The organism is Pandoraea sp. NPDC087047, assembly GCF_044745225.1.
Classification (GTDB): domain Bacteria; phylum Pseudomonadota; class Gammaproteobacteria; order Burkholderiales; family Burkholderiaceae; genus Pandoraea.
This window is the reverse complement of the sequence record NZ_JBIUZU010000020.1, coordinates 22744-34350: the sequence shown is the minus strand read 5'-3', so window position 1 is coordinate 34350 and position 11607 is coordinate 22744. Positions and strand designations below refer to the sequence as shown.

The following is an 11607-nucleotide window of genomic DNA, read 5'->3' as shown; positions in this document are numbered from 1 at the left end:
GCCGCTTGCGCTGCGTCGCTGTCGTTGCGAGAGACGAGATATTAGTCACCTTCTCCGAACTGCGCAAGTACTTTGTGAAACTATTTTGAAGATGGGGAAGAATCCTCCTTCTTCATGCGCGTCACACCAAGCTCACACACTAGTGGTGTTCGCCGACAAACGCGCGCCGCCACATGTGGGTCGGAGCCGCCTCTCTATATATGAGCGAGGCGGACTCTTCCGCTCGGTCAGCCCCGAACGCTAGCAACAGCGTTTTCGCGAAATCGTCTGGCAGTCCATCTTTGGCAGCCGCCGCCTATTGATTGGCGATTGGCCTGCTTGCACTCCTGAAGCCCGTCGCCATACAGCGGCGCGATTTGCTATGACTTCACGCGAGCTTGCGCGGCGAAGGGCTGGCCTGTCGTCGCCGCAATTGCCACGTCCACGGTCTCGCAGGTGTCAGGACTCGCTTACCGACGACGTGCAGACGACTGCGCTTCTCGATGCCGCTTTCAGGTGCCACACGGTGGGCGGCCCTCTCTTGAGCAAACTCATAACACTGCCCGTCGACGGAATTCGCCCTCTCACCTCTCACGCATTCTCGCCACTCACCCGATTCGCATCCGCATATTCACGAATCACGTCGATCAACGCGCGCAGGGCGGCGGGGATGTGGCGTCGGCCCGGGTAGTAGAGGGCGAGCCCGTCAAGCGGCGGGGTCCAGGCTTCGAGTACGCGCACGAGCGAGCCCGCCTCCAGATCCTCGCGCACGTTCCACTCGGTCAGATACGTCAGACCGACGCCCGCGCGTGCGGCCTTCAGCATCAGGCCCGGCTCATCCAGCGTCATCGGGCCGGTGCCGTCGATGCGTATGGTTTCGCCATGTCGCTCGAACTCCCACGAGTAGATCGCCCCGCTTGGCATACGGCTGCGAATGCACTGATGGTTACGCAAGTCCGCCGGCGTACGCGGCGGCTTGTGACGTGCAAAGTAAGCCGGGCTGCCCACCACGGCGAATCGCTGCCGGTCGCCGAATGGCACCGCAATCATGTCCTGCGGCACGATTTCCATGAGACGGATGCCTGCGTCGAAGCCGTCGATCACGATATCGATCAGACGCCCTTCCGTCACGATGTCGAGCTTCACGTCCGGGTAGCGCACAGAGAAGTCGAGCAACACCGGCATCACCTGATTCGCAGCGCCTGCAGACGTATTGATGCGTAACGTCCCCGACGGCGTATCGCGGAAACTGCCCGCCTCGTCGAGCGCCGTCTGAATCGTCGAAAGCGCGGGCGCGATGCTATTCACGAACTGCGTTCCCGCCTCGGACAACGAGACGCTGCGCGTCGTGCGATTGAAGAGCCGCACGCCGATACGCGCCTCAAGCGCCGCGACCGCATGACTGAGCGCCGACGTCGACACATTCAGCTCATTCGCCGCGACGCGAAAACTCCGATGACGCGCCACCGACATAACGGCTTCCAGTTCCGCAAGGCCCGACGTTTTCATTGTCCCAAATCCTTCAACAAGTCATCCCTGATTGTACGACTAGTCAGGGCAATGTCGCTGACCTATTCTGAGACATCGACATCCATTTCCCCCCGGACAAGACCATGCAGACCATCGATCAAATCTATATAGACGGTGCCTTCGTCACCCCGCACGGCAGCGAATACTTCGACCTTTTCAATCCGGCCACCGAGCAGGTCATCGGCCGTGTGCGTCTGGCGGATGCCGAAGATGCGCGCGCCGCCATCGCCGCAGCCAAACGAGCGTTTCCGGCGTTCTCGCGCACCACCAAGCGCGAACGCATTGCCATGCTCAAGCGGATGCACGCGGCCGTGCTCGCAAGAGAAAACGCGCTGCTCGAAGCGATCGTCGAGGAGTACGGCGCACCGGCGTCTCGCTCGCAATGGATGGCGCGTCACGCGAGCGACGTCCTCCTGGAGGCCGCAAAAACGCTCGAGAACTATTCGTTCGTGCGTCGTGCGGGGACGGCGGAAGTCGTCATGCAACCGCTGGGCGTGGCGGGTCTGATTACGCCGTGGAACAGCGACGCAGGCTTCATCTGCGGCAAACTCGCAGCGGCGCTTGCGGCCGGTTGTACCGCCGTCGTCAAACCCAGCGAGATGAGCGCGATGCAAACGCGCGTCGTCACCGAAGCGCTGCATGAAGCGCAACTGCCGCCGGGCGTGTTCAACATCGTGACGGGACGCGGCGACACGGTCGGCGCCGAGATCAGTTCGCACCCGGACGTCGCCAAGGTGTCGTTCACCGGCTCCACGGCCGTGGGACGTTCGATCCTTCGCTCGGCAGCCGACACCTTCAAGCGTGTGACGCTGGAACTCGGCGGCAAGTCGCCGACGATCGTGCTCGACGACGCGAATTTCGACGAGGCCATCCCGCTCGCCCTGAACGCCGGATTCATGAACAGCGGCCAGGCATGTATCGCCGGCACGCGCATTCTGGTGCCGCAGGCGCGACTGCGCGAATTCGAGGAAGGCATCGTCGCCGCCGTGGCCAATTTCCGCGCGGGCGATCCGCACGATCCGCAGACGAGCATCGGCCCGATGGTGAGCCAGAAGCAGTGGGATCGCGTGCAGCGCTACATTCGCATCGGCATCGATGAAGGCGCGCGTTTGCTCGTGGGTGGCGAGGGGCGTCCGGACGGCGTCGACGCAGGATGGTTCGTCCGCCCGACGCTCTTCAGCGGCGTACATAACGATATGACGATTGCCCGCGAGGAGATCTTCGGGCCGGTGCTCTCGATCATCCCCTATCGCGACGAGCACGAAGCCATCGCGATCGCCAACGACACGCCGTACGGATTGCAGGCGTACGTCTGCTCGTCGGATGTGGCGCGAGCCGCGGCAGTGGCGTCGCAAATCGAAGCGGGACGAGTGCTCGTCAATACGCTCACGCATGAGCCGGCAGCACCGTTCGGCGGGTTCAAGCACTCGGGCATCGGGCGGGAGTACGGCACGTTTGGTCTGGAGGCTTTCATGGAACCCAAGTCGGTGCTCGGCGTGTTGTAAAGCGGGACGGGCAGGACATCCGCTCAAGGGGCATTCCGTCAATCTCGACGGGATGCCCCATCGCTTTACTTCCTTCGCCTCACTTTCCTATCTCATAGGCCTCAAGTAACGCCGTCACACGCGCCCTGTCCCCCTCGGGAATCCGGTGCATGCCGATGTACTCCCAGAACTCCTCGACAGCGGCCACACCTTCGTCACCGTCCCCGAGCAGGCAGGCCAGCGCATCTGCCCGACGGCTCGGCGGCAGGATATCGATGCTGAGTATCAGCGCATCCATCACCTGTTGCTTCCGGCTGCGTCCGAAAAATCGCTCGCGGATATCGCTGACGAATTGCGACCACGCTTCGGACTGACTCCCCGCTTGCGCCGCAGCGCCCCACTTGCCGAGCAGCGTGGCGTCTCGCTTGAGCGGCCCACGGAAATATGCGAAATCGACGGCCGGTTCCGGCTCGTCGGTATCCGGCTCACCGGCGACACGCACGCCGACGGCGGACAGAACCGGCAAATGACGCGGCGCGCCGTCATGACGAATCGGTACGGCTGAAGCGCAAGGCGTCGCACGGAAATTGCCTCCGGGCTGGAGTCGAACCGTTGCGATATCCGCGCGAAGACCGGCGTGAAGACGGTCTCCGGGCCAAGGCAGTATCTGCTGGGACATGGGTGCGGGAGGAAGCGTTGCGGCACTCACAGGACTCATCGTCGATCTCCTTCAGTGGTGGGAGATGGCATCCTGACAGCGCGTGACGCAGGGACTTTGCGATAGCGTCGCCCGGCTACCAGTTCCGGCGAACCCTGGACACAGGGCAGCGCCTCGAAGACCTCACAGCGCACAGCGGCCTCCACATGGCATAAACTCACCGTTTCGACTTATCACCGCGACACCTCGCCTGCCCCGATGTCCGACGCCTCCTCCGAACCGAAAGATAGCTCCGGCGTTGCCGTCATCGACCGCGCCTGCGCCATTCTGTTCGCGTTCAGACCCGACGACGACGCGCTCACGCTCGCCGAACTGGCCGCCCGCACCGGTCTATACAAAAGCACGCTGTTGCGCCTGGCCGGTGCGCTGATCCAGCACCGCATGCTCGTGCGTCTCGACGACGGCCGCTATCAACTTGGCCCCGCCACGTTCATGCTTGGCGCGCTGTATCAGCGCAGCCTCAATCTCGGCGACATTCTGCTGCCGCTCATGCGCGAGCTGGCCGATGTCAGCGGCGAGAGCGTGTCGTTCTACGTGCGCGACGACGCCGTGCGCGTGTGCCTGCATCGGGTCGATTCAACGCACGCGGTACGGTTTCACGTTCGGGAAGGCGATGTGCTGCCGCTGGAGCACGGCTCCGGCGGGCTGGCGTTACTGGCGTTCGGCGGGCAGACGGGTGACGTCTACGATCGCATTCGCGACGACGGCTATAGCGTGTCGATGGGGGATCGCGAGCGCGATACGGCGGGGGTGTCGATGCCGGTGTTCGGCGTGCGGCAGGTGCTGCGCGGTGTGCTCACGCTGGCCGGCCCGAGCTCGCGCATCGACCGAGCCTTCATCGATCGTCATCTGACGAATCTCTTCTCGTGCGCCACGCGCGCCACCGACGCACTCGGTGGCGACTCGCGTGCACTGCGCGCCGCATGGCGCGCGTTCGAAGCTCAGGGCAGCGTGCGTTCCGGCTGACCGGTGTAGTGATAGGGCAACTGACGCGGCAGCGGTCCCTTGTTGCGTTCGCCGCGTGCGCGTTGCTCCCATGCGTGCGCGAGAATCCCCACCGCGCGCGACAGGCAAAACACGCCACGCGCCAGCTCCGGCGCAAATCCCAACTCCGCGTAAATTACCGCCGTAATGCCGTCGATATTCATCGGCACCGGCTTCTGCTTGCGCGCTTTCAAATGCGCTTCGATGCCACGGGCGATGGCGGCGAAATACCCTTCGATGACGCCCTGCGCCACGGCCTCGTCGACCATCGTGAGCAATCGTGTCGCGCGCGGATCGACCGGATGGAAGCGATGCCCGAAGCCCGGCAGGTACTTCCCGTGCGCTTCGTTGAATGCTGCAATTCCCGCCGCCACGGCACCGGGAAGATCCGTCGCTCCCGAGGACGCACCGGCGAGGCGCTGCGCAATGTCCTGATACAGCTCGACAGCTTGCTGCCCGGCACCGCCGTGCACGTCATCCAGCGCATTGATGGCCGACGCCATCGCGCCGTTGAGCGGCAGACCGCAGCTCGTGGCAATGCGCGAAATGGCAATCGACGGCGCGTGCGGCCCGTGATCCACCGACGCAACGAGCGCCGCCTCGAGCAGACGCGCCTGCGCATCCGTGGGCAAGTCGCCGCGCAGCATCAACCAGATCATCTGAGGAAAGCTGACGTTGCCGATCAGATGTTGAATCGGGTAGCCGCGCACGTTGATCGATCCCGGATGGATATCGATGATCGAGGTGCTCCAGTAGTCGGCGCACAGCGCCGCAGCATCGAGAGTCGGGTTCATGGTCAGATCACGCCGTCGGCGCGCAGTTGAGCAATGGCGGCGGCATCGAAGCCCAGGTCCGCCAGCAGGTTTTGGGTATCGGCGCCGAGCGTGGGCGCGGGGGCACTGGGTGCGGCGTCGCCATCGGAGAGACGGAAACCCGCACGCGTGACGCGTTGCGGTTGCGCCTCGCCCGGCACAAGCAGTTCGCGCACGAACTCGCGCGAAGCGAGATGCGGATGGGCGAGCACCTCCGGCACCGACAACACGCGCCCCGCCGGGACACCGCTCGCAACGAGCTTCGTCTCCCAGTTCGCGGCGCTGTCTTGCGCGAGCGCCGCTTCGATTTCCGCTTTGAGGGCGATGCGATTCTGCTTGCGCACGTCGCGTTGGGCGAAGCGCGGATCGTCGGCGATCTCCGGGCGTCCGATCAGCGAGCACAGACTGACGAATTGACGCGTCTCATTCGCGGCGATGTTGAGCAAGCCGTCACCGGTGCGAAACGTGCCCGAGGGTGCCGCGGTGAAATTCTCGTTGCCCATCGGCACAGGCGCAACCCCGGCGTTGAGATAGTTCGACACGACCCAGCCCATCGTGGCGAGCGTGGCTTCGAGCATCGAGATGTCGAGCATGCGGCCCCGACCGCTTGTGCGTGCGTCTAGCAGCGCTGCACAGATGGCGAAGGCCGCCGTCAGACCGCCGACCGTGTCGGACACCGGATAGCCCACGCGCAGCGGCGCGCTCTGCACGTCGCCCGTCACACTCATCACCCCGGAAATGCCCTGGATGATCTGATCGTAGGCCGGGCGCGACGACAGTTCGCCATCGGCGCCGAAGCCCGAGATCGCGCAGTAGACCAGACGCGGATTGACTTCGCGCAGCGCGTCGAAATCGAGCCCGAGACGGGTCATCACGCCCGGGCGGAAGTTCTCCACGAGCACGTCGCTCGATGCCGCCAGATCCTTCAGGATGGCTTTACCGCGTGGGTCTTTGAGGTTGAGCGTCAGCGAGCGTTTGCCCGCGTTGACGGCCACGAACGAGGCGCCCATCTGACGCGCTGCCGCGTTCTTATCGGCGCCCAGCCGGCGGGCAAGATCGCCCCCTTCGGGGTTTTCGACCTTGGTCACATCGGCACCCATCAGCGCCAGTTGGTAGGCGCAGAACGGTCCCGCGAGGACGTTCGAGAGATCGAGGACTTTCACCCCGGCTAGCGGCAATGCCATCGTTGGTTCCCAAAAATGCGAATGTTGATCAGTGCGAGATTTCATCCAGCGTGCGCTGGTTGGTGCGTGGCCCGAACAGGCCGATCGACGCCATCACCATGACCATCGCGAAAGTGATCAGCGCGAACACGCCGGTCACATCGAAATGACGCAGGGCAAAAGCGATCATGAAACCGGAGAACATGGCCGACAGGCGCGACATCGAATAGACGAAGCCGACGGCGCGGGCACGAATGCGTGTGGGGAAGAGCTCGGTCTGATAGGCGTGATAGCCCACCGACAGGAGCGTGCCGCACAACGTGATGGCCACCCCGAGAATCATCAGCATGACGGGCGACGACTGCACCGCAAACAGCGAGCCGAACACGGCGATGCCGAGCGCGGAGAGCACGACCAGCGTCTTGCGTTCGATGCGATCCGCGATGGCCATGCCGAGCAGCGGGCCGAACGGGTTCGAGATGGCGATGACGAATGAGTACATCAGGCTATGCGTGATCGTGATGCCTTTGGACACGAGCAGCGTCGGCACCCACGAGGCGAAACCGTAGAACCCGATGGCCTGGAACAGGTTGAAGACCAGCAGGGTGATAGCGCGGCGGCGATACGGCGGCTGCCAGATCTCGCTGAACTTCGCCTTCGTGGCGGCGGGTTCGTTGCTGAGGACGGGGGCCGGCAGGGCACGTCCGTATTCGCGTTGCACGCGGGCTTCGAGGTGCGACAGGATCGCTTCGGCCTCTTGCGTGCGCCCTTGCTGGGCGAGCCAGCGCGGGCTTTCCGGCACGCGCCGGCGGATCGTCCAGACGAACAGTGCACCGAGGGCGCCAATGATGACCACGGTGCGCCAGCCGTCCATGCCGAAGACTTGCTGCGGCACGAGCCACCACGAGAGCAATGCCACGGCGGGCACGGCGAGGTATTGGATCAGGTGGATGAAGGCGAAGGCGCGACCGCGCAGGTGCTTCGGGGCGAGTTCGCTGACGTAGGTGTCGATGGTGACCAGCTCGACGCCCACGCCGATACCGGCGATCAGACGCCACAGGTTGATCATCGGCGCGGTGCTCTGGAACGCCATGACAAGCGTGGCGAGGGAGTACCAGAGCAGCGAGACGGTGAAAACCGTGCGACGGCCGTAGCGGTCGGCGAGGCCCGTCAGGAAGAACGTCCCGATGAACAGGCCCGCGAACGACGCCGCCACAAACGCGCCGAGCCCGGAGAAGCCGAAGAACGACGCGGTGGTGGTCGAATACAGGCCGCTCTTGACGAGACCCGGGCCCACGTAAGCGGTGAAGAACAGATCGTAGAACTCGAACCAGCCACCGAGCGCGAGCAGCAGGATCAGCATCCAGATGGAACGCGTGGCCGGCAACCGGTCGATACGCGCGTTGATTTGCCGATTTGTTTCGGACGGCCCTGAATGGGCGGCGGGCGACTCGGGCACCGCGCCGACAGGCAAACTCGACATCTCAATCCTCCTTTTGGATTGCATTGCCGTTCATTCTGTCAGACAGAATGACGTTCTGTTTTATGAGTTTTGAAAGATATGCCTGTGGATGAGACGGTGATATCGGGGTTTACGCGAAGGGGGGGGATGAAGGGGGCGTCGGGAGCTAGACTCGATCCGCCCGTCGGGAAGCCGGCCGAGCGGCAGCGGCGCAAGTGGGAGCCGGCATAACGGCCGGCCTACGCGCTGCGCCAATCAAAACCACAGCCGACGATGCGGCAAGTGACGCGCTCAACGGGGTAGAACCTTACCGGTAAAATGCGCGGCCAGCGTTCTACAAATGAGATGACTATGTCCCTTCGTGTCGCGTGTCTGTGTGGAAAAATTGCCGTTGATCTGCAAGGCAGCCCCGCCGCCCGTGCGAACTGCCACTGCACATCCTGCCGGGACTTCTATGGAACCTCGATGCTCTCGGCAACCGCGTGGGATGCCGACTCAGTCCAGATTGCCGAGGGTGCATGGACTGTCTTCCAGCACCCGACGAAGCAACTCTCCAAAACCTTTTGCAACGCATGTGGCGAAGTTTTATTCGGGACCAATCGCTTGGGAATGCACGTAGTGCCTAATGCCATTACCGCCCGCGCGACAGGAGGGCAACTGAATGTATCCCTCACACCAACGATGCACCTGTTCTACCGTCATCGGGTCATCGATGTATCCGATGCTCTGCCGAAGTATCTTGATGGATGGGACGGCCCGACGTACGACGCCTGAGGTCATGGGGACACCGCGGCGCGAAAGTCGGATTGAGGACGCCGTCAAAATGAGATTGCCCAACTGTCGTGAGGATTTTCGCTTGACGCAATTTTTTAAGTTTCTCGTTGGCCTATGGTTGCTCTCGGGCGTGGCTCTAACCTTGGCAGGACTTCTTACACCGGCGCAGTCAGCGGACGTTGCCATCGTACTAGGTAACACGGTGTATCGCGATGGCAGTCCATCACCGAGGCTGGCAGCGAGGTTAGACAGTGCCATTCAATGCTATCGGCAAAAACAATGCGGACTGGTCTTTGTGAGTGGTGGCATCGACGCTGCCGGCACGGATGAAGCCGCTGCAATGCGCACCTACTTGATGCGACATGGGGTTGCGGAAGACAGGATTGCCGTCGATAGCAACGGGGTGGATACGTGGTCTACTGCGCACCATGCGAGCACCTTCATGCGAGACCGCGGGCTGTCGAAAGCGCTTGTCGTCACCCAATATTTCCATCTTCCAAGGGTCATGCTGGCACTTAGCCGCTTCGGAGTCCGTGACATTAGCGGTACATATCCTCGTTTTTGGGAAAGCCGCGATTTCTACTCCATTGCGCGCGAAGTACCAGCCTTCGTTTGGTATGTCGTTCGCCCACGTCACTAAACGACTTGTGCAAACACGAACGTTAAAAAACCGGATACGAGGCCGGCATCCCCCCGAAAAGTAAGTGTCGAGGGAGGTAGAATTTTTCGTCGTCGTGAAATCAGAAAGCTCAATCATCAGCTTCGTTCAGAATTTTCCAGTCTCCGCGAGTTTGAAGACCGCCGACACGGGACAATATGTCGTCAACAACGCTCACAACTCCCGTCAATTTGGGATTGAAAACCCGAGAGATATCAAGGGGCTAACGATCAAGGACATTCGGTTCCGTGCGACCGAGTGGGGAAAGTTGTACGCGAAATCGATAGCGGAGCACGACTTTCTTGTCCACGAGAATCAAACCAGCGTCACGCTTCGGAACCGATTTCTGGACGACTCCGGCGATGCTCAAATGGAGGAGATGACGAAACTCCCGATCATGGGCACCAGAGGAAACGTTCTCGGCATCACAACCTTTCGGCGCGACATCACAAGCACGCTCCCACCGATCAGCGTTTATCAACTCAATCGCAACTTCTACAGAGCAACGGACGCGATTGAGCGCACCATGATTTTCTTTGGGATTAAGGAGTACTTCATTTTGGCCCCGTCAGAGACACAATTCCGAGTGTTTTTGCTGAAAGCCGAGCGCCTCACGAACAAGGAAATTTCTAGAGCACTCAGGATCTCGGATAGGACCGTTGAATGCCATTGCGTCGCTATCCGCAACAAAGTAGCTGAGGGTAGCTTCGCGACGGCGTTGTCTGCCACGAATCGGCGTACGGAGTACAGCGCCAATTGAATCGGATCATGACGCTGGCATTCACGGCCAATCTATTTGAGTGGTATGAATTCTCGTTGACGGCATTCATGGCGCTGGAGATAGGACGTCGGTTCTTCCCCGCCACCAGCGAAGAGGCCGCACTTACGCTTAGCTTCATGGTATTCGCAAGCAGCTATCTCGCACGCCCCGTCGGTAGCATCTTCTTCGGATATTTTGGTGATAGGCGAGGCACGGGACCTGCATTGAAACTGAGCATGCTTGGAATGGCAATTCCAGCGGCACTGATTGCGGCGCTCCCGACCTACGAGACGGCGGGGTATGTGGCAACCGGCTTGCTTCTGGGACTGAAGATAATTCAAGGGTTTTGCGCAGGAGGGGAACTCCCCCTCACCGGCTACTTTGTCTCGCTAAACACGTCACAAGGAAATCGAGGCGTCCACTGTGCCATAGCCGTTGCCAGCGGCTTCTTCGGCATGCTGCTGGCATCCGGAATCATCACCATCCTCCCCTACGCCGTCGCCGCATTGTCGCGTTACAACAGCGTGATCCCCGATCGATACATCCCTAACGCATGGAGATGGCCGTTTCTGAGCTGCATCCCGCTTGCGATGTTCATCTATAAGATACGTGCATCGATATGCAATGCGCCCGTTCGCGCCAAGAAAATCGACTCAGGAAACCGTACTGCGTGGCCACTGATTCAAGCATGTGCGGTGGTTGCATTCATGGAGATCGTGATCTACTCATTGTTTGTGTGGATGCCCTCCTACTTGCACGTATATCTTGGGGTTTCCAGCGCCGATGCAAGTGCAACCAACTCGATAGCACTTTTCACTTTTGCCGTATCGATGATAGGTGCGGGGTATTTGAGTCGCTACGTCGACCCATCCATACTTGTCGTCACCGGCATGTCACTGGTGTCAGTGTCCGCTCTTCCATTGTTCATGGTCTTGCAGAAGACGTCATTCGTGGCCATCATGACAGTGCAGGTCACGTTTGCAATTCTCGCCAGTTGCATCGTTGGGGTAATTTTTGTCGTGCTTCCCGATCTTTTCAAAGATAACTGGGGAAGTCTAGGGATGGTGACCACATACTCGATCAGCACAGCCATCTTTGGCGGTACGGCGCCACTTGTATGTGCGTACTTGATCGAGACAACCCGTCTGCTGACGGCACCCGCTCTATATCTTCTATTCGCGGGAATGCTCGCGACGCCTGTTGCATATCAGCTCATGCGACAACGACTACGAGTGCTTGATCCTTCTGACGGCAGCATGCTGAGTGTTTGCCGATGAACTCCG

Annotated in this window: 11 protein-coding genes; 6 read left to right on the top strand and 5 right to left on the bottom strand. The window is 61.2% G+C overall.

What is annotated here, in order from left to right:
- Positions 1 to 570: 570 nt before the first annotated feature.
- On the bottom strand, positions 571 to 1488 hold the full coding sequence (locus ACIPHM_RS24200) for a LysR family transcriptional regulator (RefSeq protein WP_400334132.1): 918 nt from the start codon (positions 1486 to 1488) through the stop codon (positions 571 to 573).
- Between the two features lie 104 nt (positions 1489 to 1592).
- Between ACIPHM_RS24200 and ACIPHM_RS24195 the strand changes: the two genes are divergently transcribed.
- Positions 1593 to 3014 (top strand): aldehyde dehydrogenase family protein, encoded by a 1422-nt coding sequence (locus ACIPHM_RS24195; protein WP_400334129.1) that lies wholly within the window; start codon positions 1593 to 1595, stop codon positions 3012 to 3014.
- A 79-nt stretch (positions 3015 to 3093) separates the two neighbouring features.
- Here the strand turns inward: ACIPHM_RS24195 and ACIPHM_RS24190 are convergent, their stop codons facing one another.
- The gene (locus ACIPHM_RS24190) at positions 3094 to 3519 is read right to left on the bottom strand and encodes a hypothetical protein (RefSeq protein WP_400334126.1); all 426 of its coding nucleotides are present in this window, start codon (positions 3517 to 3519) and stop codon (positions 3094 to 3096) included.
- 390 nt (positions 3520 to 3909) lie between these two features.
- Here ACIPHM_RS24190 and ACIPHM_RS24185 point away from each other — a divergent pair, with 390 nt between their 5' ends.
- The gene (locus tag ACIPHM_RS24185) at positions 3910 to 4677 is read left to right on the top strand and encodes an IclR family transcriptional regulator (RefSeq protein WP_400334123.1); all 768 of its coding nucleotides are present in this window, start codon (positions 3910 to 3912) and stop codon (positions 4675 to 4677) included.
- Here the strand turns inward: ACIPHM_RS24185 and ACIPHM_RS24180 are convergent.
- From ACIPHM_RS24180 to ACIPHM_RS24170, 3 genes are read right to left on the bottom strand one after another with little or no spacing between them, the layout of a single operon-like run.
- Positions 4653 to 5489 carry a citryl-CoA lyase gene (locus tag ACIPHM_RS24180; protein ID WP_400334120.1) on the bottom strand — a complete coding sequence of 279 codons (837 nt, stop codon included), beginning with the start codon at positions 5487 to 5489 and terminating at the stop codon, positions 4653 to 4655. The genes ACIPHM_RS24185 and ACIPHM_RS24180 overlap by 25 nt on opposite strands.
- A 2-nt stretch (positions 5490 to 5491) precedes the next feature.
- Positions 5492 to 6691 (bottom strand): CaiB/BaiF CoA transferase family protein, encoded by a 1200-nt coding sequence (locus ACIPHM_RS24175; protein ID WP_400334117.1) that lies wholly within the window; start codon positions 6689 to 6691, stop codon positions 5492 to 5494.
- Between the two features lie 28 nt (positions 6692 to 6719).
- Entirely contained in the window at positions 6720 to 8153 is a 1434-nt protein-coding gene (locus ACIPHM_RS24170) for an MFS transporter (RefSeq protein WP_400334114.1), read from the bottom strand.
- Between the two features lie 324 nt (positions 8154 to 8477).
- Between ACIPHM_RS24170 and ACIPHM_RS24165 the strand changes: the two genes are divergently transcribed.
- From ACIPHM_RS24165 to ACIPHM_RS24150, 4 genes are all read left to right on the top strand, one after another.
- Positions 8478 to 8906 (top strand): GFA family protein, encoded by a 429-nt coding sequence (locus ACIPHM_RS24165; protein ID WP_400334111.1) that lies wholly within the window; start codon positions 8478 to 8480, stop codon positions 8904 to 8906.
- 82 nt (positions 8907 to 8988) lie between these two features.
- The gene (locus ACIPHM_RS24160; RefSeq protein ID WP_400334108.1) at positions 8989 to 9546 is read left to right on the top strand and encodes a YdcF family protein; all 558 of its coding nucleotides are present in this window, start codon (positions 8989 to 8991) and stop codon (positions 9544 to 9546) included.
- 94 nt (positions 9547 to 9640) lie between these two features.
- Positions 9641 to 10324 (top strand): LuxR C-terminal-related transcriptional regulator, encoded by a 684-nt coding sequence (locus ACIPHM_RS24155; protein WP_400334105.1) that lies wholly within the window; start codon positions 9641 to 9643, stop codon positions 10322 to 10324.
- Between the two features lie 8 nt (positions 10325 to 10332).
- Complete coding sequence (locus tag ACIPHM_RS24150) at positions 10333 to 11601, top strand: MFS transporter (protein ID WP_400334102.1); 1269 nt, start codon at positions 10333 to 10335, stop codon at positions 11599 to 11601.
- The last annotated feature ends 6 nt before the right edge of the window (positions 11602 to 11607 follow it).

What these genes read in the sequence shown, in the direction of transcription:
- ACIPHM_RS24195 (WP_400334129.1), top strand. Translation starts at nt 1,593, where the DNA reads ATGCAGACCATCGATCAAATCTATATAGACGGTGCCTTCGTCACCCCG.
- ACIPHM_RS24170 (WP_400334114.1), bottom strand. Translation starts at nt 8,153, where the DNA reads ATGTCGAGTTTGCCTGTCGGCGCGGTGCCCGAGTCGCCCGCCGCCCAT.
- ACIPHM_RS24200 (WP_400334132.1), bottom strand. Translation starts at nt 1,488, where the DNA reads ATGAAAACGTCGGGCCTTGCGGAACTGGAAGCCGTTATGTCGGTGGCG.
- ACIPHM_RS24185 (WP_400334123.1), top strand. Translation starts at nt 3,910, where the DNA reads ATGTCCGACGCCTCCTCCGAACCGAAAGATAGCTCCGGCGTTGCCGTC.
- ACIPHM_RS24150 (WP_400334102.1), top strand. Translation starts at nt 10,333, where the DNA reads ATGACGCTGGCATTCACGGCCAATCTATTTGAGTGGTATGAATTCTCG.
- ACIPHM_RS24180 (WP_400334120.1), bottom strand. Translation starts at nt 5,489, where the DNA reads ATGAACCCGACTCTCGATGCTGCGGCGCTGTGCGCCGACTACTGGAGC.
- ACIPHM_RS24175 (WP_400334117.1), bottom strand. Translation starts at nt 6,691, where the DNA reads ATGGCATTGCCGCTAGCCGGGGTGAAAGTCCTCGATCTCTCGAACGTC.
- ACIPHM_RS24165 (WP_400334111.1), top strand. Translation starts at nt 8,478, where the DNA reads ATGACTATGTCCCTTCGTGTCGCGTGTCTGTGTGGAAAAATTGCCGTT.